The sequence below is a fragment of the Pseudomonas sp. PA-1-6B genome (assembly GCF_021609545.1).
In the GTDB taxonomy this organism is placed as follows: domain Bacteria; phylum Pseudomonadota; class Gammaproteobacteria; order Pseudomonadales; family Pseudomonadaceae; genus Aquipseudomonas; species Aquipseudomonas fluorescens_BV.
In genome coordinates this window covers 1-25,868 of sequence record NZ_WJZM01000043.1, presented here as the reverse complement: position 1 = coordinate 25,868, position 25,868 = coordinate 1, and the positions used below count along the sequence as shown (strand labels likewise).

The 25,868-nt window shown below is 63.6% G+C and carries 12 protein-coding genes; 4 read left to right on the top strand and 8 right to left on the bottom strand.

Going from position 1 to position 25,868, the window contains the following annotated elements; all coding sequences use genetic code 11:
- Positions 1-217: 217 nt before the first annotated feature.
- The 7 genes from GIV35_RS19320 to GIV35_RS19290 all read right to left on the bottom strand — a co-directional run bounded on the left by GIV35_RS19320 (position 218) and on the right by GIV35_RS19290 (position 9,045).
- Positions 218-760 carry an exonuclease domain-containing protein gene (locus tag GIV35_RS19320; protein ID WP_019818536.1) on the bottom strand — a complete coding sequence of 181 codons (543 nt, stop codon included), beginning with the start codon at positions 758-760 and terminating at the stop codon, positions 218-220.
- Between the two features lie 74 nt (positions 761-834).
- Positions 835-2,718 carry an acetyl/propionyl/methylcrotonyl-CoA carboxylase subunit alpha gene (locus tag GIV35_RS19315; RefSeq protein WP_236304439.1) on the bottom strand — a complete coding sequence of 628 codons (1,884 nt, stop codon included), beginning with the start codon at positions 2,716-2,718 and terminating at the stop codon, positions 835-837.
- A 109-nt stretch (positions 2,719-2,827) separates the two neighbouring features.
- The gene (locus GIV35_RS19310; protein ID WP_060765051.1) at positions 2,828-3,589 is read right to left on the bottom strand and encodes an enoyl-CoA hydratase/isomerase family protein; all 762 of its coding nucleotides are present in this window, start codon (positions 3,587-3,589) and stop codon (positions 2,828-2,830) included.
- Complete coding sequence (atuD, locus tag GIV35_RS19305) at positions 3,586-4,743, bottom strand: citronellyl-CoA dehydrogenase (RefSeq protein WP_105227568.1); 1,158 nt, start codon at positions 4,741-4,743, stop codon at positions 3,586-3,588. The genes GIV35_RS19310 and atuD overlap by 4 nt, the downstream gene beginning before the upstream one ends.
- A gap of 17 nt (positions 4,744-4,760) precedes the next feature.
- Positions 4,761-6,377, bottom strand: coding sequence for a geranyl-CoA carboxylase subunit beta (gene atuC / locus GIV35_RS19300; protein WP_200647968.1), 1,617 nt, complete (start codon positions 6,375-6,377; stop codon positions 4,761-4,763).
- A gap of 4 nt (positions 6,378-6,381) precedes the next feature.
- Positions 6,382-7,254 (bottom strand): SDR family oxidoreductase, encoded by an 873-nt coding sequence (locus GIV35_RS19295; RefSeq protein ID WP_105227564.1) that lies wholly within the window; start codon positions 7,252-7,254, stop codon positions 6,382-6,384.
- A 12-nt stretch (positions 7,255-7,266) separates the two neighbouring features.
- Positions 7,267-9,045: an acyclic terpene utilization AtuA family protein gene (locus tag GIV35_RS19290; RefSeq protein WP_223023171.1), complete on the bottom strand. Its 1,779-nt coding sequence runs from the start codon at positions 9,043-9,045 to the stop codon at positions 7,267-7,269.
- Between the two features lie 153 nt (positions 9,046-9,198).
- Between GIV35_RS19290 and GIV35_RS19285 the strand changes: the two genes are divergently transcribed.
- Both GIV35_RS19285 and GIV35_RS19280 read left to right on the top strand, forming a co-directional pair.
- Positions 9,199-9,822, top strand: coding sequence for a TetR/AcrR family transcriptional regulator (locus tag GIV35_RS19285; RefSeq protein ID WP_034126813.1), 624 nt, complete (start codon positions 9,199-9,201; stop codon positions 9,820-9,822).
- A 92-nt stretch (positions 9,823-9,914) separates the two neighbouring features.
- The gene (locus GIV35_RS19280) at positions 9,915-10,703 is read left to right on the top strand and encodes a substrate-binding periplasmic protein (protein ID WP_236265242.1); all 789 of its coding nucleotides are present in this window, start codon (positions 9,915-9,917) and stop codon (positions 10,701-10,703) included.
- A 430-nt stretch (positions 10,704-11,133) separates the two neighbouring features.
- On the opposite strand, the gene GIV35_RS19275 is transcribed toward GIV35_RS19280, so the two are convergent.
- Positions 11,134-11,685, bottom strand: coding sequence for an RNA polymerase factor sigma-70 (locus GIV35_RS19275; RefSeq protein WP_032904207.1), 552 nt, complete (start codon positions 11,683-11,685; stop codon positions 11,134-11,136).
- A gap of 301 nt (positions 11,686-11,986) precedes the next feature.
- Here GIV35_RS19275 and GIV35_RS19270 point away from each other — a divergent pair, with 301 nt between their 5' ends.
- Both GIV35_RS19270 and GIV35_RS19265 read left to right on the top strand, forming a co-directional pair.
- Complete coding sequence (locus GIV35_RS19270) at positions 11,987-12,739, top strand: thioesterase II family protein (RefSeq protein ID WP_105227551.1); 753 nt, start codon at positions 11,987-11,989, stop codon at positions 12,737-12,739.
- 51 nt (positions 12,740-12,790) lie between these two features.
- Positions 12,791-25,687 (top strand): non-ribosomal peptide synthetase, encoded by a 12,897-nt coding sequence (locus GIV35_RS19265; protein WP_236265240.1) that lies wholly within the window; start codon positions 12,791-12,793, stop codon positions 25,685-25,687.
- Positions 25,688-25,868 lie beyond the last annotated feature (181 nt).

Genomic DNA, 25,868 nt, shown 5'->3' with positions numbered 1-25,868 from the left:
GATCCTCGGAAAAGATGGATGCTTACGCTCATCACTGCAGGCGCGGGCTTCTGTGGCGAGGGAGCTTGCTCCCGTTGACTGCGTAGCAGTCCCCGTTTTTTGGGGGCGCTTCGCACCCCAGCGCAAGCAAGCTTGCTCGCCACAGGATTTCGTTGGTGCAGGTGGGCAGCATCAAAGGAAATTGGTTGGCCAGTATGCCCAAGGCTGCAAGCGCTGCCTAGACCGGCAAAATCAGTGGCAGCAGGCGCGCGGTGTTGCGTGCATCCTCCAGGGCGCGATGCTGCTGGCCATTGAACTGCATTCCGGCCAATTGCAGCGCACCATTGAGCCCCAGCGGCTTGTCCAGGCGCCGGGCCTTGGCAAAGCGTTGCTTGAGGTTCACATGCGGCGTGTCGCCCAAGGCGCTGGCGAGGCCATGGCGCTGCCACTCCAGCTCAAGCTGCACGCGATCATAGTCACCCCAGCTGGCCCAGCCTTCCAGGCGTGGCTGATGTTGGCCCAGCCAGCGCTCGAACAGCGGCCACACCTCGGTGATCGGCGCGGCCATGTCGATATTGGCCTGAGTGATATGGGTGAGTTTGCGGCAAAAGGGTGTCAGCAATGGCCGCCGCAAGGGCCGCACAAAGCGCTGAAAGTGGTCCAGTTCGCGGCCCTGGCGGTTGACCAGGCTGGCGCCGATCTCGATGACTTCCATCTCTGTCACGGGCCAGCCGCCGTCATCCGTTGTGGCTTCAAGGTCAATAATCAGCCAATGAGGCATGTGCAGGTTCCCGTACTCGTCCCTTCCTGATGGGGATAGAGCGTAGCCCGGCCCTGTAGTTCCGCCTAGGGGCGTTATTCGATCTCCAGCAAAACCTGACGGTTGCGCACCTGATCGCCCGTCATGACGCGCATCTCCTTGACGGTGCCATCGATGCCGGCCTTCAACGGGTGCTCCATTTTCATCGCTTCGAGCACCAGCAACAGTTGGCCTTTGCTGACGGTCTCACCGACGCACACCCGTATATCGACGATGGCGCCGTCCATGGGCGCCTGGACCGTGCCGCTGCTGGCGTCGGCCTGGCGGCTGGCGACTTGCTGGGTGCGGTCTGTGACAGTCAGCCCTGGTAGCCATAGCCGGTTGCCGTCCAGGTGATAAGCGATGCGGCGGCGGACCCCCTTGATGACCAGGCTGGCGTGGCGGCCATCGGTGGTGAGTTGCAGGTCGTCAACGCTGACGCTGTGGAGTTGTCCATTGGCCTCCAGACGGTACGTTACGGGGACACTCGCCGTATTGCGCCAGCGCGCAAGTGTTTGGGTGTGCTGGTTGGCGCTGTGTTGATAAAACAGCGCGGCGGCCAGCTTGAGCTGTTCAGCGGTCGCCGTGTGCTGTGGGATGACGCTGAAGTGTTCGGCGATCAAGCCCGTGCTGAAGTCGCCGTTGATAAAGTCCGGGTGCTTGAGCAGGTCGATGAGCAAACGCTGGTTGGTCGCCACGCCCAGCAATACGCTGTCTTCCACGGCCCGCAGCAGTTTTCGCCGGGCTTCTTCGCGGCTGGCGCCGTGGGCGATGATCTTGCCCAGCATCGGGTCGTAGAACGGGCTGACGGTTTGGCCTTCAAGCAATCCATGGTCGATGCGTACGCCGGGGGCTGGTTCCCAACGCAACACGTCACCGGTTTGCGGCAGGAAGCCCTGGGCCGGGTCTTCGGCGTACAGGCGTACTTCCATGGCGTGGCCGGTCAGGGTCACCTGTGATTGGGTGAGTGGCAGCGGTTGGCCGGCGGCGATCTGCAACTGCCAGTCCACCAGGTCGAGACCGGTAATCATCTCGGTGACGGGGTGTTCGACTTGCAGGCGCGTGTTCATTTCCAGGAAATAAAACTGGCCGCTGCGGTCGAGCAGAAACTCCACGGTGCCGGCACCCACATAGTTCACCGCCCGCCCGGCCTTGAGCGCGGCTTCGCCCATGGCCTGGCGCAGATTGGGCGTCATCACGGGGCAGGGCGCTTCTTCAATGACTTTCTGATGGCGGCGCTGGATCGAACAGTCGCGTTCGCCGAGGTAAATCAGGTTGCCATGGCTGTCGCCGAACAGTTGCACTTCCACGTGGCGCGGGTCGATCAGCGCCTGTTCGAGGATCAACTCGTCGCTGCCGAACGCATTCATGGCTTCCGAGCGTGCGGTGCGCAATTGCTCCAGCAGCTGTTCGCGCTGGTGCACCAGGCGCATGCCACGCCCACCGCCGCCGGCGCTGGCCTTGACCATCAGCGGGAAGCCGATGCGTTCGGCTTCCTGTTGCAGGGTGGCATCGTCCTGGGCACTGCCTTGATAGCCGGCGATGCAAGGTACGCCGGCGTCGAGCATGGCGAGTTTGGACAGGCGTTTGCTGCCCATCAGTTCGATCGCCTCGGCGCTGGGGCCGATGAAGGTGAGCGTGGCCTGCTGGCAGGCGCGGGCGAAGTCGGGGTTTTCCGAGAGGAAGCCGTAGCCGGGGTGAATGGCGTCGGCGCCAGTCAGTTGGGCGGCGGCGAGGATGGCCTCTGTGTTCAGGTAGGACTGGTGTACGGGCGCCGGGCCGATGTGTACGGCTTCGTCGGCCATCTGCACGTGCAGGGCGTCGGTATCCGCGTCGCTGTACACGGCCACGGTGCGGTAGCCGAGGGCCTGGGCAGTGCGCTGGATGCGGCAGGCGATTTCTCCGCGGTTGGCGATCAGGATCTTGGTGAATGCGGGCATTGGGTTATCCCTTGGTGGATGTGGCGTGTGTTGGGGCCTCTTCGCAGGCAAGCCAGCTCCCACATTTGAAATGTCTCCCCCTGTGGGAGCTGGCTTGCCTGCGATGGCGTCATCGAGACCAACTCGGCTTTCGCTTCTGCACAAACGCCTGCGTCCCCTCAACCCCTTCTTCACTCCTCACCGCCTCGGCAAACCACTGCGCCCCGCGATCCAGCACGGCCTCAAGGGGCTCATCCACACTGGCCAGCAACAGCGCTTTAGTCCGTGCGTTCGCCCCCGGCGCACACTGCAACACCTGCCCCAATACCTCATCCACCCGCTGCGCCAATGCCTGGGCGTCGTGCTCGACAAAATGCACCACTCCCAGCCGCCCAGCCTCCACCCCATCAAACCGCGCCGCCGTCAGCGCCAGGCGCCGCGTGTGAGTAAGGCCAATACGCTTGACCACAAACGGCGCAATCTGTGCCGGCAACAACCCCAGGCGGGTCTCGGGCAAGCCGAACTGCGCCTGGCCCTCTGCAATCGCAATATCACTCACGCACGCCAGCCCGAACCCACCGCCCAGCACCGCGCCTTGCAGCACCGCGATCACCACGGGTGTCAGTGCCTGCACCTCTTGCAGCAAGGTGCCAAATGCGCGGTTCAACGCTTGCAGTTGATCCCCCGCGCTGACCAGATCCTTCACATCGGCCCCCGCGCAAAAATGCCCGCCCGCGCCGCTGATCACCACGGCGCGCACCTGGCTGTCCAACTGCGCCAGTACCGCACGCAGCTCATTGACCATTTCAAGGCTCATTGCATTGCGGCATTCGGGCCGGTTGAGGGTGATATGCAGCACGCCGTTGTGGGCTTCTAGCAGCAAGGTGTTCATGGCTTTTTACCGGGCAGGGTGCCCATCAGTTTGCAGATGATGCCCAGCATGATTTCGTCGGCACCGCCGCCAATCGAGACCAGGCGCACGTCGCGATAGGCGCGGGCTACCGGGTTGTCCCACATGAAGCCCATGCCGCCCCAATATTGCAGGCAACTGTCGCTGACCTCACGGCCCAGGCGCCCGGCCTTGAGTTTAGCCATGGAGGCCAGCCGCGTGACGTCCTGGCCCTTGATGTACTGCTCGGTGGCCTGGTAGACCAAGGCGCGCAGGCATTCGATTTCGGTGGCCAGTTCCGCCAGGCGGAAGTGGATCACCTGGTTGTCGATCAACGCCTTGCCGAACGTCTGGCGCTCTTTGCAGTATTCAATGGTGCTGTCGATGCAGTACTCCAGGCCCTTGATCATATTGGCCGCGCCAAACAGGCGTTCTTCCTGAAACTGCAACATCTGCATCATGAAGCCCGCGCCTTCGTGGCCGATGCGGTTGCGTTGCGGTACGCGCACGCCGTCGAAAAACACCTGGGCGGTCTCGGAGCTGTGCATGCCGAGTTTTTCCAACGGCGGGCTGACGCTGATGCCGGGGCTGTTCATCGGCACCATGATCAGGGATTTGTTGATGTGCGGCTTGTCGTCCGAGGTGTTGGCCAGCAGGCAGATGAAGTCAGCGCTGGGCGAATTGGTGATCCACATCTTGCTGCCATTGATCACGTAGTCATCACCATCCTTGCGCGCATGGGTCTTGAGCCCGGCCACGTCGGAGCCGGCGCCGGTTTCCGAGACGCCGATGCAGCCCACTTGTTCGCCGCTGATGGCCGGGCGCAGGAACTCTTCGCGCAGTTCATCGGAGCCGAAGCGCGCCAGGGCCGGGGTGCACATATCGGTCTGCACGCCGATGGACATGGGGATGCCGCCGCAGCGGATGGTGCCGAACTCTTCGGCGGCGACAATGGAGTAGCTGTAGTCCAGGCCCATGCCGCCGAATTTTTCCGGTTTGGAGATGCCCAGCAGGCCGAGGTCGCCGGCCTTGCGGAAGATTTCGTGAATGGGGAAGCGCCCGGCTTTTTCCCATTCATCTACGTGCGGGTTGATCTCGCGGTCGACGAAGGCGCGCACGGTGCGGCGCAGTTCCTGGTGTTCCTGGGTGAAGATCATTTTTATTGTTCTCCTGATTAGAAACGCGCCACACCAAAGCTATTCGGTTGCAGTTGCCGCAGTTCTGCTTCGTGACAGATATCCAGCAAAAATCCGAGCAAGGTGCGGGTATCCCGTGGGTCAATCAGCCCGTCGTCCCACAGGTTGGCGCTGCCGTAGAGGGCGGTGGACTGGCTGTCGAGCTTCTGCGCGGTGACCTGTTCGAGCATGTCGAGCACCTTGGGGTCGGGCACCAGGCCGTCCTTGAGTTGCTTGGCCTCGGTGACAATGCGCAGCACCTTGCCCGCTTGTGCGCCGCCCATCACCGCGGTGCGGCTGTTGGGCCAGGCGAAGATAAAGCGGGGGTCCAGGCCGCGACCGCACATTGCGTAGTTGCCGGCACCGTAGGAACCACCGACCACGATGGTGAGTTTAGGCACACGGGCATTGGCCACCGCCTGGATCATCTTCGCGCCGTGCTTGATCACCCCTTGCTGTTCCGACTCGGTGCCCACCATGAAGCCGGTGGTGTTGTGCAAAAACAGCAGCGGCGTGCGGCTCTGGTCGCACAGCTGGATAAACTGCGCGGCCTTGCTCGCGCCCTTCGGCGTGATGGGGCCGTTATTGCCGATCACTCCCACGGCGCGCCCCTGGATATGCAGATGGGCGCAGACGGTGTGGGGATCGAACTCGCCCTTGAATTCCAGCAGGTTGGAACCGTCGGCCAGGCGCGCCAGGATTTCGCGCACGTCATAGGGCTTTTTCGGGTCATCGGGAATCAGCCCCAACAGTTCCTCAATCGGGTACAGCGGTTCTCGATAGGCGCGTTGTGGCACGTGCGGCAAACGGTCATTCCAGGGCAGCAGGCCCACAATCTCACGCACGATGCGCACGCCGTCGGCATCGTCTTGGGCCAGGTACTCAGCGGTGCCGGCGGTTTGCGCGTGCATCTGCGCACCCCCCAGTTCTTCATCGGTGGCGACTTCGCCGGTGGCGGCCTTGAGCAACGGTGGCCCGGCGAGGAACAGCTTGGCCTTGCCGCGCACCACCACCACGTAATCCGACAGGCCCGGCTGATACGCACCACCGGCCGTGGCCGAGCCGTGCACCACGGTGATCTGCGGCAAGCCCATGGCGGACATGCGTGCCTGGTTGGCAAAGCTGCGCGCGCCTTCAACGAAAATCTCGGCGGCGTAGTTGAGGTTGGCGCCGCCGCTTTCGGCGAGGGTCACCACTGGCAGTTTGTTCTCCATGGCGATCTGTTGCAGGCGCAGGGATTTTTTCAGCCCGGAGGGGGAAATGGTGCCGCCCTTGATCGCGCTGTTGTTGGCCACCACCAGCATGCGCACGCCGCTGACATAGCCGATGCCGGCGATCAGCCCACCCCCGGCGGCACTGCCATCTTTGTCGTCGTGGAGTTTGTAGCCGGCCAGACTGGCCAGCTCCAGGAACGGCGCTCCAGGGTCCAGCAGCAGGTTGAGGCGCTCACGGGGCAGCAATTGGCCGCGCTTGTCGAACTTGGGCTTGGCTTCCTGGGCCTTGGCCAGCAGGGTGTGTTCCAGCTGGCGCAACTGGGCGATGGTGGCCAGCATGGCGTCACGGTTTTGCGCGAACGCTGGGCTGTTAGGGTCGATCATGGTTTCAATGACTGGCATGGCGTTATTGCTCCGCCTTGAGCACATCCGGCAGGTAGGCGCGGTGGAACCCGTTGAATGGCTCGCTCGGCGCTTGCGCCTTGTGCAGCGGCCATGCGCGGCTGCCCAGGCTGGCGGCGCCGTCGATGCGCAGGGTGCTACCGCTGATAAAGGCCGCAGCCGGGCTGAGCAGGAAGACGATGGCCGCGCTGACTTCCGACTCGGTGCCGATGCGCTTGAGCGGCACATGCTCACGCAGGGTGGGAATCACCGCCTTGAAGGCGCCTTCGTAGGTGTCCATGCCGCTGGAGGCAATCCAACCAGGCGCCACGGCGTTGACGCGCACCCCGGCATAGCCCCACTCAAATGCGGCGGTCTTGGTGAAGTTGTCCATGCCGGAGCGCGCCGCGCCGGAGTGGCCCATGCCGGGCATGCCGCCCCACATGTCGGCGAGCATGTTGACGATCGCGCCACCGTGCTTGCTCATCGACTGGTTGAACACTTCCCGCGCCATCAGGAAACCGCCCACCAGGTTGGTGCGCAGTACGGTTTCAAAGCCCTTCTGATTGATCGCGGCCAGTGGCGACGGGTATTGGCCGCCAGCGTTATTCACCAGCCCATGGATGGGGCCGTGGTCGTGCAGGACTTGCGTGACCAGTGCCTTCACCGCCTCTTCATCGCGGATGTCACAGGCCTGCCAATGGGCGACGCCGCCATCTTCTGCAATTTCCGCCGCGACCTTCTGTAGTTTTTCTGGCTTGCGCCCCACCAGGATCACGCAGGCACCAAGGGCCGCCAGCTCATGGGCGGTGCAGCGGCCAATGCCACTGCCGCCTCCGGTGACAATCACGGTTTGCCCCTTGAACAGGTCGGCTTTGAAGATCGAGTCGAAGGCCACGGCAACGGTCCTTTAGGTGAGTTGGTCGGCAATGTGCTGCGGTACGGCGATGGGGATTTCCAGCAGTTGCTGAGCGAAGGCTTTGCCTTGCGGGTCGATGCGCAGGCTGGCGATACCGCCGCCGCCCAGGGCATTCTCCAGCAGGAAATTCAGGCTGTGGCTGCCGGGCAAGTACCAGCGTTCGACGCGGCCATGGATCGGGTCGAGCACGTGGTCCATCCAGTCGACGATCACCTCCGGGGTCAGGGCTTCGGCGATCCACGGCAGGTAGTCGGGGTGGCGGGCGATCACGCCAATATTGCTGTGGTTGCCCTTGTCACCTGAGCGCGCCACGGCGAGTTTCACCAGCGGCACACTGGCATCGGCACGGCCCTCCGGCTTGGCCGGCTCGATGGGCACAGCCGGCGTGAGCAGAGGCGCGGAGGCGGGCAGCTCGACGGCATAACGTTGGCCTTGGTACTCGATGGCGACGCTACACCGTGATTTGTCGACCAGGAACGAAAACAGCCGAATCAGCGGATACACCGTCGGCCGCCCGCCAACAATGCCGGTCAGCCCCGGTGCCATGCCGGTGGCCGCCTGGGCGATCTCGCGGGCGAACAGCACCAGCGCCTGCTTGCTCGGGTGCCGCACCGCCAGCTTCACCACCACTTCACGGCAATCCGCACGCCGGGCGTGGGCGCCGTAGGTGGCTTCGCTGCCGAGCAGTTCGATATCGACGTCGGTGTAGGGCGCCCAGCCGCGCTGGCTGAACAGCTCCGAAGTCTTGTTGATGAGCGCCTGGCTAACCCGCTCGGCCTTGGCCACCGCGTCGATGCCAGCGAGCAGGCAACTGGCGGTGCAGCGAAAGCCATCGGGGTAAGTGGCGCTGACCTTGTACTGGTCGGTGGGTGGCAGGCCCTTGGCGCCGTGCAGGCGCACCGCGTGTTTGCCTTGTTGCTGCAGTTTGACCTGGCTGAAATCGCAGATCACGTCCGGCAGCACATAGGCGCGCGGGTCACCGATTTCATACAGCAGTTGTTCGGCCACGCTGAGTTCGCTGATCAGCCCGCCGCTGCCTTCGACCTTGTTGACGGTGAACTGGCCGTCGGCGCTGACTTCGACGATAGGGAAGCCGATGTGTTCGTAGTCGGGCACGTCACGCCAGTCGGTGAAGTTACCGCCGGTGCATTGGGCGCCGCATTCGATGATATGCCCGGCCAGGGCAGCCTGGGCCAGGTGATCGTAGTCCTGCCATGACCAATTGAATTCATGCACCAGTGCCGCGCTGACCACTGCGCTGTCGACCACCCGGCCGGTGATGACAATATCGGCGCCGAGCCCCAATGCCTGGGCAATGCCCGGTGCGCCGAGGTAGGCGTTGGCGGACACGCACAGGGGCGGCAGCGGGGCGCCGTTGTACAGGTCGGTGACAGGTGGCAGCTGTTTGAGTTGAGGGTGCAGGTCATCACCCAGCAACACGGCGATTTTCAGCGGGATGTGGGCGTTATCGCAGGCCGCCTGCAGGGCGGCGGCGCAGGCCTGGGGGTTGATACCGCCGGCATTGCTGATCACCCGGATGCCCTGGCGCTGGATATCCGCCAGCAGGGGCGTAAGCACCTCGACAAAATCCGTGGCGTAACCGGCCTGGGGGTCTTTCAGGCGGGCACCGGCGAGGATCGACATGGTGACTTCCGCCAGGTAATCGAACACCAGGTAATCCAAGGCGCCGCCCTGCACCAATTGGGCGGCGGCGGTGCAAGTGTCGCCCCAGAAGGCGCTGGCGCAGCCGATACGTACCGTCTTGCTCATGAGAAATCCTTCCTCCAAGGGCTGGTGCCGAGACTACCAAGCAAGCGCTTGGTTTGTAAACTCCAGTCACAAGTTTTACCCAAGCGCTTGCTTGGGTGGCAGTCACGGCCTAAATTGCCGGCCAAGACGACAGTAGACGTGAAGGAGAGCAGCATGGATGAGCACAAAGCCCTGGGGGTGATGCGCACCATGGTCGATGGTGGCCAATTGACCGACCCCGAGAGCGCCCGCGGCAAGTTGCTGCAAACCGCAGCTCATCTGTTTCGCAACAAGGGGTTCGAGCGCACCACTGTGCGAGATCTGGCCAGCGCCGTGGGCATCCAGTCCGGCAGCATCTTTCATCACTTCAAGAGCAAGGATGAGATATTGCGTGCGGTGATGGAGGAAACCATCCATTACAACACCGCGATGATGCGCGCTTCACTGGAGGAGGCGAGCACGGTGCGCGAACGCGTGCTGGCGCTGATCCGCTGCGAGTTGCAGTCGATCATGGGCGGCAGTGGCGAGGCCATGGCGGTGCTGGTCTACGAATGGCGCTCGCTGTCGGCCGAAGGCCAGGCGCACGTGCTGGCCCTGCGTGACGTGTATGAGCAGATCTGGTTGCAGGTACTGGGCGAGGCCAAGGCCGCTGGCTACATCCGGGGCGATGTGTTTATCACCCGGCGCTTCCTCACTGGCGCCTTGTCCTGGACCACCACCTGGTTTCGTGCCCAAGGCAGCCTGACCCTTGAAGAGTTGGCCGAAGAGGCTTTGTTGATGGTGCTGAAGTCGGACTGAGGCGCAAGTTATTAATTTGCTGGCGAAAGTTGTCTCCCCAAGTAAAAACGCCTAGCTTATCGGCATTGAACTCTTCAACGGTGCGTGCCTCGATGTTTTCGCCATGGCGGCTGGCTGCAGGACTTACTTTATGGGCACTGGGCACCGCCGCGTGGACGCAGGCCGGTGCCGCGCAGTTGGTGAGAATCGGCGCGGCGCATTTTCCGCCCTACACCGTACGCCCTGAACAAGGCGCCGACACCGGGTTGCTGCCGCAATTGGTCGAGGCGTTGAACGCTGCGCAAACCGACTACCAGTTTGTGGTGGTGCCTACCTCGATCCCCCGGCGTTTTCGTGACTTCGAGCAAGGCCGGGTCGACATGGCCATCTTCGAAAACCCGTCCTGGGGTTGGCAGAATATTGCCCATACCAGTGTTGATATGGGGCTGGAAGATGCGGAAATATTCGTTGCCCAGCGTCAACCCGGGCGCGACCAGAGCTACTTCGCCGACCTCTCCGGTAAGCGCCTGGCGGTATTCAGCGGGTATCACTATGCCTTTGCCGACTTCAATCCCGATCCCAAGAACATGGCCGAGCGTTTCAACGCGACGTTGACCTATTCCCATGACAGTAACCTGCTGATGGTTGCCCGTGGGCGTGCGGATATTGCGCTGGTTACCCGTTCGTACCTGAGTGATTTCATGGTGCGCAACGCAGACATGGCGGGGCAGTTTTTGGTGTCGGAGCGTATTGACCAGGTGTATCACCACTACGCGTTGCTGCGGCCCAAGGCACCGATCACCGGGCCGGCGTTTGCCGGGTTGCTCAAGGGGCTGCGTGATAATGGTCAGATGTTGAAGATTTTCGAGCCGTATCGAATTGATGTGACGCCGCTGCCCTGAGGTCTTTGTAAATAAAATCTTTCGGGCTCAGTGGGATCAACTGTGGGAGCTGGCTTGCCTGCGATGACGGCCTGACAGTCGACACAGATATAACTGATGCCCCGCGATCCAATGTGGGAGCTGGCTTGCCTGCGAAGACGGCCTGACAGTCAACACAGTTGGACCGTGTACATATCCATTCCTGCGGTAACGGCTACTTAGGGTTCCGCTTTTACAGCGGCTCACTTTTGAAAAGCCGGAATGCCGGCCCAGACAAAAGTAAGCAAAACGCTCTTGCCCCACCACTCGGCACCTCGCCTAGGCTCGGTGTGCCCGTAATCCGCCAGTGATTTGGGGGGGCGCCCAAGATCACAAGCAGATCAAGATCAAGAGCGGCTCGCTTTGCATCGTAGTTACCGTGGAGCCCTTACCCCCATATGTCTGCGCTGCATTAAACCCGCCGCGCAAACGTATCACTATGACTGCCCGACACCTTGCGGCAATGCACCAGCGCATCGCGAATCATGAAGTTCACCAAGGTCGGAGACACCCCAAGCTCCTTGGCGATGTCTTTTTGCGGCACGCCATGCAAGCGGTACATCTCGAACGCGTAGCGGGTGCGCTGGGGCAGTTGCGTCAGGGCGTCAGCGATGTTTTCCAGGGTGTTGAAATTGATGTGCGAGGTTTCCGGTGAAGCGCCGTGAATAACCACATTCAAGCCTTCCTCTTCGGTCCCGGAGTATTTGAGCTCCAGAGCCTGCTTGCGGTAATGATCGATCGCCAGGTTGCGCACGATCTGAAACAGATAACTCAGTTGGGCCTTGAACGATGAGGTGATGGTCGGCGCCGACTGCAGCCGGAAGTAGGCGTCCTGCACCACGTCTTCGGCGCGGGAGCGGCACCCGGTGATACGGGCCGCGATCTTCACCAAAATCAGTCGATTGTCGACGAACGCCTGGAGAAGGGGTGAATCGCACCTGCCTGTGGATACTTGTTCCGTCATGGAAATCACCTTGCTGCGAATAGGTTAGGGGAGGGCATCCCTGCTGAGGCCTCCTACATATCGGGCAACAAATTATGCTTAATGATAATGATTGTCAAATGAGAAGGCGAACTAATCTTATGCCTTGGGCAAAGGTGTGAACCACGTCTCGCTCGCCCCCGGCGACTAATTATTTGAAGGCTCCGTCCGTTCTCATGGGTGACAGGTTCGTTAGTACAACGGCCAAGGATCAGCACCCGCAGGAGGACCAGATGGGTTTTTATCGTGCATTCAGCGTGTTTCAGTTCGGAGTCCTCGCGGGATGAGTACGTCCCTGCGGCTGCGCCTGTTTTGCCTGCCCCACTCAGGCGCCAGCGCCTCGGTCTACGCTCGCTGGCGCCGGGTCCTGCCGGACTGGCTGCAAGTGTGCCCGCTGGAATTGCCGGGACGCGGCATGCGCATGGACGAGCCATTGCAGCGCGATATCAAGGCCTTGGCCGCGCAGCTTGCTGAAGAAATCAGCCGTGATCTGGATGGCCCCTATGCCTTGTTCGGCCACAGCCTTGGCGGGCTGTTGGCGTTTGAATTGGCTCACGCTCTGAACGCGCGCAATCTGCCCGCGCCCCTGGCGTTGTTCGCGTCCGGCACGGCGGGCCCGGCGCGTCGTGATGTGAGCGGGTACGCCGTCGAAAAGACCGATGCCCAACTGATTGCCCGACTGCGCGAATTGCAGGGCACCGCCGAAGAAGCCCTGGCCAACCCCGAGCTGATGCAACTGATGTTGCCGATCCTGCGCGCTGATTTCCTGCTGTGCGGCAGTTTCACCTATGGCGAGCGCCAGCCCCTGGCGCTGCCGATCCATGTGTTCGGTGGCAAGCAAGACAGCGTGCGTGCCGACCAGTTGCTCGACTGGCAACTCGACGCCGCCAGTGGGTTTTCCCTGGACATGTTTGACGGCCATCACTTCTTCCTCGTGCAGCACGAAAGCGCCGTGCTGCGCTGCGTGCGTCGCTATGCCGACGAGCACTTGGCGCGCTGGCGCATTGGTGCGACGCGGCAGCTCGTCGCCGGCTGAACCCCACCGACTTCCCGAATTTCCCGTAAGCCGATTTCAGGCAGGAACCCCATGATGGACGCCTTCGAACTTCCCCGCACCCTGGTCCAGTCCCTTCAACAGCGTGCTGCGCAGACGCCGGACCAGGTGGCGTTGCGCTTCCTCGCCGAGAGTGCCGAGCACAGTGTGGTGCTCAGTTATCGCGACCTCGACCAACGCGCCCGCACCATCGCCGCCGCCTTGCAAGCCAACGCTGGCCTGGGCGAGCGTGCGGTGTTGCTGTTCCCGAGTGGCCCGGACTATGTGGCGGCGTTCTTTGGTTGCCTGTACGCCGGGGTGATCGCGGTGCCGGCTTATCCACCGGAGTCTACGCGTCGTCATCACCAGGAGCGCCTGCTGTCGATCATCAGCGATGCCGAGCCGCGGCTGCTGTTGACCATTGCCAGCCTCAGCGAGGGCCTGGCGCAGATTGAAAACGCGCCCACGGTGTTGAGTGTCGATACCCTGGAGGCGCAGCAGGCCGACCAGTGGGTCGAGCCCGACCTCAAGGCCGACGACATCGCGTTCCTGCAATACACCTCCGGCTCCACCGCATTGCCCAAGGGCGTGCAAGTCAGCCACGGCAACCTGGTGGCCAACGAAGTGCTGATCCGCCGTGGTTTTGGCATCGACCTCAACCCCGATGACGTGATCGTCAGCTGGTTGCCGCTGTACCACGACATGGGCCTGATCGGCGGCCTGCTGCAACCGATCTTCAGCGGCGTGCCCTGCGTGTTGATGTCGCCGGCCTACTTCCTTGGCCGACCTTTGCGCTGGCTGGAGGCGATCAGCGAATACGGCGGCACTATCAGCGGTGGCCCGGACTTCGCCTACCGCCTGTGCAGCGAACGGGTCAGTGAGTCGGCCCTGGAACGCCTGGATTTGAGCCGCTGGCGCGTCGCCTATTCGGGTTCCGAGCCGATCCGCCTCGACACCCTGGAACGCTTCGCGGAAAAATTCGCGGCCTGTGGTTTCACCCCGAATAATTTCTTCGCCTCCTACGGCCTGGCCGAAGCCACCCTGTTTGTCGCCGGCGGCACCCGTGGCCATGGCATTCCCGCCCTGCGCCTGGACGAACAGGCGCTGGCCGCCAACCGTGCCGAACCGGGGCAGGGCCCTGCGATCATGAGTTGCGGCACCAGCCAGCCGGACCACGCCGTGCTGATCGCCGACCCGCACACCCTCACCGAGCTGCCCGACCAGTGCGTCGGCGAACTCTGGGCCACGGGCCCGAGCATCGCCCACGGCTACTGGCGCAACCCGCAAGCCAGCGCCAAGACCTTCGTCCAGCATGCTGGCCGCACCTGGTTGCGCACCGGTGACCTGGGTTTTATCCGCGACGGTGAGGTGTACATCACCGGGCGCCTGAAAGACCTGCTGATCGTGCGCGGCCACAACCTTTACCCCCAGGACATCGAACAGACCATCGAGCGCGAAGTGGAAGTGGTGCGCAAGGGCCGGGTCGCCGCGTTTGCGGTCAATGACCAGGGCCTGGAAGGCATCGGCATCGCCGCGGAAATCAGCCGCAGCGTGCAGAAAATCCTGCCGCCCGAAGCGCTGATCAAAGCGATCCGCCAAGCCGTGGCCGAGGCCTGCCAGCAAGCCCCGAGCGTGGTGGTGCTGCTCAACCCCGGCGCCTTGCCGAAGACCTCCAGCGGCAAAGTGCAGCGTGCTGCCTGCGCGATTCGGCATGCCGATGGCAGCCTCGACAGCTATGCGCAGTTCCCCGGGCAGCAGGGGCAGGCGAGCGAAGTGGCACTGGAATCGGACTTGCAACAGCAGATCGCGGCGATCTGGTGCGAACAACTGCAACTGGCTCATGTGGCGGGCGACGATCACTTTTTCCTGCTGGGGGGCAACTCCATCACCGCGACCCAAGTGGTCGCCCGCCTGCGCGAAAGCCTGGGGCTGGAACTGAGCCTGCGCCTGCTGTTCGAAGCGCCGACCCTCGCCGCCTTCGCCACGGCCGTCGCGCAGCTGCAACAGGATGGCGGCGTGGCCCAAGGCGCAATCCACGTGCTGTCACGTCAAGAAGACCTGCCTCAATCCCTGGCACAGAACCGCCTGTGGATCACCTGGCAATTGGACCCTCACAGCATCGCCTACACCATTCCCGGCGCCTTGCACTTGCGCGGCGAGCTGGATGAAGACGCACTGCGCCACAGCTTCCAGCAACTGATCCAGCGTCACGAAGCCCTGCGCACGCGCTTCTACGAGCGCGACGGCCAGGCGTTTCAGCGTGTCGAGGCTACGGCGGATTTCGAACTGCCGATCATCGACCTCAGTGACCTGCCCAACACCGAACGCGAAGCCCGTGCGCAACAGGTCCGCGAAGACCAGGCGCGCAGCCCGTTCGACCTGGAAAAAGGCCCGTTGCTACGGGTTACCCTGGTGCGCCTGGGCGATGAAGACCACCAGCTATTGGTGACGTTGCACCACATCATTGCTGACGGTTGGTCGCTGAATATCCTGATCGACGAGTTCTCGCGCCTGTACGCCGCTGCCGCCCAAGGCCAGTCCCTGGAGCTGCCGCCGTTGGCCTTGCAATACGCCGACTACGGCAGCTGGCAGCGCCAATGGCTGGCCGAAGGCGAGGGCCAGCGACAGCTGACGTACTGGAAAGCGCAGTTGGGTGACGAGCATCCGGCCCTGAACCTGGCCACCGATCACCCGCGCGCCGCCCAGCATCGGCACAGCGCCTCGCGCCATAGCCAGCGCCTGGATGCGCGCCTCAGTGCGGCGATCCGCCAGACCGCCCAGGCCCATGACTCAACGCCGTTCATGCTGTTGTTGGCGACGTTCCAGACCTTGCTCTATCGCTACAGTGGCCAGCGCGATATCCGTATCGGCGTGCCCAATGCCAACCGCCCACGCCATGAAACCCAGGGCCTGATCGGCTTCTTTATCAACACCCTGGTGCTGCGCGCCGAGCTGGACGGGCGCCTGCCGTTCAACCAGCTGTTGGCCGCCACCCGCGAGACCACATTGGCCGCCCAGGCCCATCAGGACCTGCCCTTCGAACAACTGCTGGAAGCCTTCCCCCAGGCCCGCGAACAGGGCCTGTTCCAGGTCATGTTCAACCACCAGCAACGTGACCTCAGTGCCTTGCGCCGCCTGCCGGGCCTGCTGGCCGATGAGTTGCCCTGGCACAGCCGCGAAGCCAAGTTCGACCTGCAACTGCACAGCGAAGAAGACCGCAATGGGCGCTTGAGCCTGTCGTTCGACTACGCCGACGAGCTGTTCGATTGCGCGACCATCCAGCGTCTGGCCGAGCACTTCATCCATCTACTTCACGCTGTGTGCGCGCAACCACAACACGCCATCGGCGATCTGCCGTTGATGCAGGCTGACGAACAGCAACCCTGGAGCGAAGCCCCTTGCGCGCCGGCCCGGCACTGGCTGCCCGAGCTGCTCAACCAACAAACGTCGGACGCCACCGCGCTGGTCTGGCAGGACGGCAGCCTGACCTTCGCCCAATTGCACACCCAGGCCAACCGCCTGGCCCATTACCTGCGCGACAAAGGCGTCGGCCCGGACGTGTGCGTAGCCATCGCCGCCGAGCGTTCGCCGCAACTGCTGATCGGCCTGCTCGCCATCATCAAGGCCGGTGGCGCCTACGTGCCGCTGGACCCGGATTACCCCGCCGAACGCCTGGCCTACATGCTCAAGGACAGCAGCGTGCAACTGCTGCTCACCCAGACCGCGTTGCTGCCCCAACTGCCCAGCGCCGAAGGCGTGTGCGTGATTGCCATGGACAGCCTGCACCTCGACAGCTGGCCGACCCAGGCGCCAGGCTTGCACCTGCACGGCGATAACCTCGCCTACGTGATCTACACCTCCGGTTCCACCGGCCAACCCAAAGGCGTGGGCAACACCCACGGCGCCCTGGCCGAGCGTTTGCAGTGGATGCAGGCCACCTATCAACTGAACGAAACCGATGTGCTGATGCAAAAGGCGCCGATCAGTTTCGACGTGTCGGTGTGGGAATGCTTCTGGCCATTGATTGCCGGCTGCCGCCTGGTATTGGCCGGGCCGGGCGAACATCGCGACCCGCACCGCATCGCGCAGCTTGTGCAGGAACATGGGGTGACCACGCTGCACTTCGTGCCGCCGCTGTTGCAGCTGTTTATCGACGAGCCGCTGGTGGCCGAATGCACCAGCCTGCGTCGCCTGTTCTCCGGCGGCGAAGCCTTGCCCGCCGAACTGCGTAACCGCGTACTGGCGCGCTTGCCAGCGGTGCAATTGCACAACCGCTATGGCCCGACCGAAACCGCGATCAACGTCACCCACTGGCAGTGCGCCGCCTCGGATGGCGAGCGCTCGCCGATTGGCCGGCCGTTGGGCAATGTGATCTGCCGCGTACTGGACGAGCAGCTCAACCCGTTGCCGGCCGGTGTGCCGGGCGAACTGTGCATCGGCGGTATCGGCCTGGCGCGGGGTTACCTGGGCCGTGCCGGGCTGACGGCCGAACGTTTTGTCGCCGACCCGCTGGGCGCGGCGGGCACCCGCTTGTATCGCACCGGTGACCGTGCGCGCTGGAACGCCGACGGCGTGCTTGAATACCTCGGACGCCTCGATCAGCAGGTCAAACTGCGGGGGTTCCGGGTGGAGCCGGAAGAAATCGAAGCGCGCCTGCTGGCCCAGGTAGGCATTGCCCAGGCCGTGGTGCTGGTGCGTGATGCACAGTTGATCGGCTACTACACCGCCGACACCGAACTGGATGAGCAAAGGGTCAAAACCGCCCTGGCCGCCGAGTTGCCGGAGTACATGGTGCCCGCGCTGCTGATGCGCCTGGACGCCATGCCCCTGAGCCCCAGCGGCAAGCTCGACCGGCGTGCCTTGCCAGAGCCGGTATGGCAAACCCGCGAACACGTCGAACCGCACACACCTTTGCAACTGCAAATCGCCGCGATCTGGCGCGAGGTGCTTGGCCTGCCACGCATCGGCCTGCGCGATGACTTTTTCGCACTCGGCGGGCACTCGTTGCTGGCCACGCAAATCATCTCCCGCACCCGCCAGGCCTGTGACGTCGAACTGCCCCTGCGCACCCTGTTCGAAGCCAGCGTGCTGGGCGATTTTGCCCAGCAGGTCGGGCTGATCCAGGCGGCGGGCCAGCGCAACCAACAGACTGCCATCGCCAAAGTCGACCGCAGCCAGCCGGTCCCCTTGTCCTATTCCCAGCAGCGCATGTGGTTCCTCTGGCAGATGGAACCGGACAGCCCGGCCTACAACGTCGGCGGCATGGCGCGCCTGCGCGGGGTCCTGGATGTGGGGCGTTTCGAGGCCGCCTTGCAGGCCTTGATCATGCGTCACGAAACCCTGCGCACCACCTTCCCAAGTGTCGATGGTGTGGCCTGTCAGAAGGTCTCGGCGCAAACCGGCGTGCGCATGGACTGGCAGGATTTCTCCGCGCTGAATGAGCCGCAGCGCCAGCAGCGTTTACAGCAACTGGCCGATGTCGAGGCGCACACGCCGTTCAACCTGGAAACCGGGCCGCTGTTGCGCGCCTGCCTGGTCAAGGCCGGCGAGCAGGAACATTACCTGGTGCTGACCCTGCACCATATCGTCACCGAGGGCTGGGCCATGGACATCTTTGCCCGTGAACTCAGCGCCTTGTACGAAGCCTTTATCGACGAGCGCGACTCACCGCTGCCAGCGTTGCCGGTGCAGTACCTCGACTATAGCGTGTGGCAACGCCATTGGATGGAAGCCGGTGAGCGCCAGCGTCAGCTGGACTACTGGACCGCCCAACTGGGCAACGAACACCCGTTGCTGGAACTGCCCGGCGACCGTCCGCGGCCACCGGTGCAAAGCCATCGGGGCGAGCTGTACCGGTTTGATTTGAGCGATGAGCTGGCCGCCCGCGTGCGTGCCTTCAACGCCCAGCACGGCCTCACGCTGTTCATGACCATGACCGCGACCCTGGCAGTGTTGCTCTACCGCTACAGCGGCCAGACCGACCTGCGCATCGGCGCGCCAGTGGCCAACCGTATCCGTCCGGAAAGCGAAGGCTTGATTGGCGCGTTCCTCAATACCCAGGTGCTGCGTTGCCAGCTCAACGGGCAGATGCGGGTCAGCGAGCTGTTCGAGCAGGTGCGCCATACCGTGATCGAGGGCCAGTCCCATCAGGACCTGCCGTTCGACCATCTGGTGGAAGCCCTGCAACCGCCGCGCAGCGCGGCGTACAACCCGTTGTTCCAGGTGATGTGCAACGTGCAGCGCTGGGAATTCCAGCAAAGCCGCCAACTGGCTGGCATGACCGTGGAGTACCTGGCCAACGATGCGCGGGCGACCAAGTTCGACCTCAACCTGGAAGTCACCGACCTCGACCATCGCCTGGGTTGCTGCCTGACCTACAGCACCGACCTGTTCGACGAGCCGCGTATTGCGCGCATGGCCGAGCATTGGCGCAACCTGCTCGAAGCGTTGGTCGCCGATCCCGGCCAGCGCCTCAGCGAATTGCCGTTGCTGAGCGCGTATGAACAACGCGCCTTGCAAGACAGCCTTGGGGTGGAGAAGGGCGAGCATCGCCTCGACCAGTGCATCCATCAACTGTTCAGCCAGCAGGCCAGCCAGCGGCCGGAGGCCCCGGCGCTGACCTTTGCCGGTGTGACCCTCTCGTATGCGCAACTGGATGAGCGCGCCAACCGCCTGGCCTGGATGCTGCGCGAGCGTGGCGTGGGCCCGCAGGTGCGCGTGGGTCTGGCGCTGCCGCGTTCGCTGGAAATGGTCGTCGGTTTGCTGGCGATCCTCAAGGCCGGCGGTGCCTATGTGCCGCTGGACCCGGAATACCCGCTGGACCGCCTGCATTACATGATCGAAGACAGTGACATCGGTCTGCTGCTCAGTGATGCGGCGCTGTTCGAAGCTCTGGGTGAGTTGCCGGCGACGGTGGCGTGCTGGTGCCTGGAGGATGACTCGCCGGTGCTGGCCAATTACCCCGCCGAAGCGCTGCCGTTCGTGAGTCTGGCGCAACACCAGGCGTACCTCATCTACACCTCGGGTTCCACGGGCAAGCCCAAAGGCGTGGTGGTGTCCCACGGTGAGATCGCCATGCATTGCCAGGCGGTGATCGAGCGGTTTGACATGCGCCCGGATGACTGCGAGCTGCACTTTTACTCGATCAACTTCGACGCTGCCACCGAGCGTTTGCTGGTGCCGCTGCTGTGCGGGGCGCGGGTGGTGTTGCGCGCCCAGGGCCAGTGGGATGCGGAGGAAATCTGCGCGCTGATCCGTACCCATCGCATCAATGTGCTCGGTTTCACCCCGAGCTACGGCAGCCAGTTGGCGCAGTGGCTGGCGACCCAGCAACAGACGCTGCCGGTGCGCATGTGCATCACCGGTGGCGAAGCCTTGACCGGCGAACACCTGCAACGCATCCGCGCAGCGTTCACGCCCCAGCTGTTCTTCAACGCCTACGGCCCCACCGAAACCGTGGTGATGCCCCTGGCCAGCCTGGCGCCCGAGCAGTTGGAGGAGGGCGCAGGCAGCGTACCGATCGGCAGCATCGTCGGCGAGCGCGTGGCTTACATTCTCGACGCCGACCTGGCGCTGGTGCCCCAGGGCGCCAGCGGTGAGCTGTACATCGGTGGCGCCGGCCTGGCCCAGGGTTATCACCAGCGGCCGGGGATGACGGCGGAGCGCTTTGTCGCAGACCCGTTTGCTGGCAAGGGCGGGCGCCTGTACCGCACCGGCGACCTGGTACGCCAACGCGCCGATGGCCTGGTGGAGTACCTGGGGCGCATCGACCATCAGGTGAAGATCCGCGGTTTTCGCATCGAACTGGGCGAAATCGAAACGCGCTTGCTCGAACATGACGCTGTGCGCGAAGCGGTGGTGCTGGCACTGGATGCGCCGAGCGGCAAGCAATTGGTGGCGTACCTGGTCAGCGATGCCGAGCACGCCGCCTTGCGCGACGCGTTGAAGGCGCACCTCAAGGCGCAACTACCGGACTACATGGTGCCCGCGCATCTGATCGTGCTGCAGAGCATGCCGCTGACCGCCAACGGCAAGCTCGACCGCCGCGCCTTGCCTGAGCCGGACCCAGAGGCCAATCGCCAAGCCTACGTGGCGCCGCGCAGCGAGCTGGAACACAGCCTGGCCGCCATCTGGTGCGCGGTGCTGAACGTGGAGCAAGTGGGCCTCGACGATAACTTCTTTGAACTGGGCGGCGACTCGATTCTGTCGATCCAGGTGGTGAGCCGGGCGCGCCAGGTCGGCATTCATTTCAGCCCCCGTGACCTGTTCCAGCACCAGACGGTTCAGAGCCTGGCTGCCGTGGCCACCCGCTCGGAGCGCGTCATCGCCGAGCAAGGGCTGCTGACCGGTCCCTCGGGCCTCACGCCGATTCAGCACTGGTTCTTCGACACCGATATCCCGGCGCGCCAGCACTGGAACCAGGCGTTGGTGCTCAAGCCACTGCAACTGCTCGATGCCCATCGCCTGGAGCAAGCGCTGCTGGCGGTGCTGGAACACCACGACGCGCTGCGCTTGAGCTTTACCCCGCGCGATGCGCAATGGCATGCCGAACACCTGGGCGTGCCGGAAGGCGGCGTGCTGCTGCAGGCGCAGGTGCGCGACATGCAGGCGTGCACGGCGTTGTTCACCGACACTCAGCGCAGCCTCGACCTGGCACAGGGGCCGCTGCTGCGCGCCTTGCTGGTGGACGGGCCGCAAGGCCAGCAGCGCTTGCTGATCGCCATCCATCACCTGGTGGTGGACGGCGTGTCGTGGCGCGTCCTGCTGGAAGACCTGCAAAACGTTTATCGCCAACTCAGTGAAGGCCAGTCCGTCAGCCTGCCGGCCAAAACCAGCGCGCTGCGTGATTGGGCTGCGCGCTTGCAAGCCTATGCCCACAGTGAATCCCTGCGCGAAGAGTTGAGCCTGTGGCAAGCGCAATTGGCTGGCCCCGCCTTGGCCTTGCCAGTACAGCGTCCCCAAGGTGCGCGGCGCAATAGCGATGCCGAAACGGTGAGCGTGCGCCTGGATGCCGAGCGCACCCGGCAGTTGCTGCAACAGGCGCCGAGTGCCTATCGCACCCAGGTCAACGACCTGTTGCTGACCGCCCTGGCCCGCGTGCTGTGCCGCTGGAGCGGGCAGGCCTCGGCACTGATCCAACTGGAAGGCCATGGCCGCGAAACCTTGTTCGATGACATCGACCTGACCCGCAGCGTGGGTTGGTTCACCAGTGCTTACCCGTTGCGCCTGACGCCGCTGGCCGAGCACGGCGACTCGATCAAGGCGATCAAGGAGCAACTGCGTGGCGTGCCCCATAAAGGTTTGGGGTATGGCGTGCTGCGTTACCTGGCCGATGACCTGTGCAAGCAGAGCATGGCCGCATTGCCGAGCGCGCAGATTACCTTCAACTACCTGGGTCAGTTCGACCAGAGCTTTGGCACTGATGCGCTGTTCCACCCGCTGGAGGAATCCGCCGGCCTGGCCCATGACCCGGATGCGCCGTTGCCCAATGAACTGAGCATCGACAGCCAGGTCTACGGCGGCGAGCTGGTGCTACGCTGGACGTTCAGTCGTGAGCGGCATGATCAGCAGGTGATTCGCGATCTGGCCGAAGCTTATCTGGGTGAATTGCACAGCCTGATCGCCCATTGCCTGCAGGACGATGCCGGCGGCCTCACGCCGTCCGACTTCCCCCTGGCGCGCCTGACCCAGGTGCAACTGGACGCCTTGCCGGTACCGGCCAGCGCCATCGAAGACGTCTACCCGCTGACCCCGATGCAGGAAGGCTTGCTGCTGCACACCCTGCTGGAGCCCGGCACCGGCCTGTATTACATGCAGGACCGCTACCGCATCAACAGCGCCCTGGACCCGGAGCGTTTTGCCCAGGCCTGGCAAGCGGTGATCGCCCGCCACGAAGCCTTGCGTGCCTCGTTCTGCTGGAACGTCGGCGAAGACATGCTGCAAGTGATCCACAAGCCCGGCAGTACGCCGATCGAGTACCTGGACTGGAGCGCCGACCCGCAGGATCAGCAGGAGCCGCGTCTGCAAGCCTTGCTCAAGGCCGAGCGCGAAGCCGGTTTTGACCTGCTCAACCAGGCGCCTTTCCACTTGCGCCTGATTCGCGTGGGCGAGGCGCGCTACTGGTTCATGATGAGCAACCACCACATCCTGATCGATGCCTGGTGCCGTTCGCTGCTGATGAATGACTTCTTCGATATCTACACAGCCCTGGGCGAAGGCCGCGATGCGCAACTGGCGACGCCGCCGCGCTATCGCGACTACATTGCCTGGCTGCAACGCCAGGACCTCAACGAGGCGCGCCAGTGGTGGCAGCAAAACTTGCAAGGCTTCGAGCGCGCTACGCCTATCCCGAGTGACCGCCCGTTCCTGCGCGAACACGCCGGTGGCAGTGGCGGCATGGTGGTGGGCGACTGCTACACCCGCCTGGATGCCCGCGACGGTGCGCAACTGCGCGAACTGGCCCAGGCGCATCAGCTTACCGTCAACACGTTCGCCCAGGCGGCGTGGGCCCTGGTGCTGCGGCGTTTGAGTGGCGATCGCGACGTGCTGTTCGGCGTCACCGTGGCCGGGCGCCCGGTGGACATGCCCGAGATGCAACGCACCGTCGGCCTGTTTATCAACAGCATTGCGCTTCGGGTGAAACTGCCCGAGGACGGCGAGCGCTGCAGCGTGCGCCAGTGGTTGAGCGCCTTGCTCGACAGCAATATGCAACTGCGCGAGTACGAATACCTGCCGTTGGTGACGATCCAGGAACACAGCGAATTGCCCAAGGGCCAGCCGCTGTTCGACAGCCTGTTCGTGTTTGAGAACGCGCCAGTGGAAGTCTCGGTGCTGGACCGTGCGCAAAGCCTGAACGCCACCTCGGATTCCGGGCGTACCCACACCAACTTCCCGCTGACGGCGGTGTGCTACCCCGGCGATGACCTCGGTTTGCACCTGTCCTACGACCAGCGTTACTTCGACGAAAGCACCGTGCAAGGCATGCTCGCTGAGTTCAAGCGCCTGTTGCTGGCGCTGGTGCAGGGCTTCCATGGCGACATGGCCGAGCTGGCGCTGATTGGCGAGCAGGAACGTGAATTCCTGGTGGCGGGCTGTAACCAGAGTGAGCGAGCCTATCCGCTGGAGACGAGCTACATCGAGCTGTTCGAGGCCCAGGTGGCAGAGCATCCGCAGCGCATCGCCGCCAGTTGCCTGAGCCAGCAATGGAGCTACGACGAACTGAACCGCCGCAGTAACGGCCTGGGCCACGCGTTGCTTGCGGCCGGTGTGGGCCTGGACCAACCGGTGGCGTTGCTGGCTGAACGTGGGTTGGACTTGCTCGGCATGATCATCGGCAGCTTCAAGGCCGGTGCCGGTTACCTGCCGCTGGACCCAGGGCTGCCCGGCCCGCGCCTGAGCCGCATCATCGACATGAGCCGCACGCCGCTGCTGGTGTGCACCGAGGCGTGCCGCGAGCAGGCCGTCGAGTTGCTGCAAGGGGTTGATTGCCAACTGCTGGTGTGGGAGGAAGTGCCCGCCCGTGGCGAAAACCCCGGTGTCTACAGCGGCCCGGACAACCTTGCCTACGTGATCTACACCTCGGGTTCCACCGGCTTGCCCAAGGGCGTGATGGTCGAACAGCGTGGCATGCTCAATAACCAGTTGAGCAAGGTGCCGTACCTGAACCTGAGCGATGCCGATGTGATTGCCCAGACCGCGTCGCAAAGCTTCGATATTTCTGTGTGGCAGTTCCTCGCCGCGCCGCTGTTTGGCGCACGGGTGGACATTGTGCCCAATACCATCGCCCATGATCCGCAAGGGTTGCTGGCCCACGTTCAAGCACAGGGCATCACCGTGCTGGAGAGTGTGCCGTCGCTGATCCAGGGCATGCTAGCCCAGGAGCGTATCAGCCTCGAGGGCCTGCGCTGGATGCTGCCTACCGGGGAGGCGATGCCACCTGAGCTGGCCCATCAGTGGCTGCTGCGTTATCCGCAGATTGGCCTGGTGAATGCCTACGGCCCGGCGGAATGCTCCGATGATGTGGCGTTCTTCCGCGTCGATCTGGCGTCGACCCGTGGCACTTACCTGCCGATTGGTACGCCGACCGACAACAACCGCTTGTACCTGCTGGACGGCGCTTTAGAGCTGGTGCCTCAAGGGGCGGTGGGCGAGTTGTGCGTCGCCGGCACCGGTGTCGGTCGTGGCTATGTCAGCGATCCGCTGCGCACCGCCCAGGTGTTTGTACCCAACCCCTTTGGCGCGCCTGGTGAGCGCCTCTACCGTACCGGTGACCTGGCACGGCGTCGCAGCGATGGGGTGTTGGAGTATGTCGGGCGTATCGACCACCAGGTGAAGATTCGCGGCTACCGCATCGAACTGGGTGAAATCGAAGCGCGCCTGCATGAACAACCGCAGGTGCGCGACGCGGCGGTGGGTGTGCAAGAGGGAGCCAATGGCAAACATCTGGTCGGCTACCTGGTGGCCGCCGACGCCACGCTGGAACCGAGTGAACAGCTGGAGCGCGTCAAGCAACGCCTGCGTACCGAACTGCCGGAATACATGGTGCCACTGCATTGGCTATGGCTTGAGCGCCTGCCCCTGAATGCCAACGGCAAGCTCGACCGCAAGGCCCTGCCGGCCCTGGAGATCGGCCAGTTGCACAATCAGGACTATGTGGCGCCGCGCACTGAGCTGGAAACCACGTTGGCGGGTATCTGGGCCGAGGTGCTGAAGGTCGAACGGGTCGGGGTGCAGGACAACTTCTTCGAACTGGGCGGGCATTCGCTGCTGGCCACGCAGATTGCCTCGCGGGTGCAGAAGACACTGCAACGCGATGTGCCGTTGCGGGCGATGTTCGAGTGCAGCACCGTGGCGGAGTTGGCCGAGTATATCGAGGGGGTGGCAGGCAATGAGATCAGTGCCGAGAAGGTGGATCGGTTGAGCGATTTGATGGCGGAGTTGGAGGGGCTTTAATCTTCGTTGTCTGTCAGGGCCTCATCGCAGCATAGGTATTTACATAACTCTGTAAGCTCAACGGTAACCACGATGCGACGCGAGCCGCTCTTGATCTTGATCTGCTTTTGATCTTAGGCGCCCCGTTAAACCACGCTGGCGGATTACGGGCACACCGAGCCTAAGCGAGGTGCCGAGTGGT

What these genes read in the sequence shown, in the direction of transcription:
- GIV35_RS19320 (WP_019818536.1), bottom strand. Translation starts at nt 760, where the DNA reads ATGCCTCATTGGCTGATTATTGACCTTGAAGCCACAACGGATGACGGC.
- GIV35_RS19315 (WP_236304439.1), bottom strand. Translation starts at nt 2,718, where the DNA reads ATGCCCGCATTCACCAAGATCCTGATCGCCAACCGCGGAGAAATCGCC.
- GIV35_RS19310 (WP_060765051.1), bottom strand. Translation starts at nt 3,589, where the DNA reads ATGAACACCTTGCTGCTAGAAGCCCACAACGGCGTGCTGCATATCACC.
- atuD (WP_105227568.1), bottom strand. Translation starts at nt 4,743, where the DNA reads ATGATCTTCACCCAGGAACACCAGGAACTGCGCCGCACCGTGCGCGCC.
- atuC (WP_200647968.1), bottom strand. Translation starts at nt 6,377, where the DNA reads ATGCCAGTCATTGAAACCATGATCGACCCTAACAGCCCAGCGTTCGCG.
- GIV35_RS19290 (WP_223023171.1), bottom strand. Translation starts at nt 9,045, where the DNA reads ATGAGCAAGACGGTACGTATCGGCTGCGCCAGCGCCTTCTGGGGCGAC.
- GIV35_RS19285 (WP_034126813.1), top strand. Translation starts at nt 9,199, where the DNA reads ATGGATGAGCACAAAGCCCTGGGGGTGATGCGCACCATGGTCGATGGT.
- GIV35_RS19280 (WP_236265242.1), top strand. Translation starts at nt 9,915, where the DNA reads ATGTTTTCGCCATGGCGGCTGGCTGCAGGACTTACTTTATGGGCACTG.
- GIV35_RS19275 (WP_032904207.1), bottom strand. Translation starts at nt 11,685, where the DNA reads ATGACGGAACAAGTATCCACAGGCAGGTGCGATTCACCCCTTCTCCAG.
- GIV35_RS19270 (WP_105227551.1), top strand. Translation starts at nt 11,987, where the DNA reads ATGAGTACGTCCCTGCGGCTGCGCCTGTTTTGCCTGCCCCACTCAGGC.
- GIV35_RS19265 (WP_236265240.1), top strand. Translation starts at nt 12,791, where the DNA reads ATGATGGACGCCTTCGAACTTCCCCGCACCCTGGTCCAGTCCCTTCAA.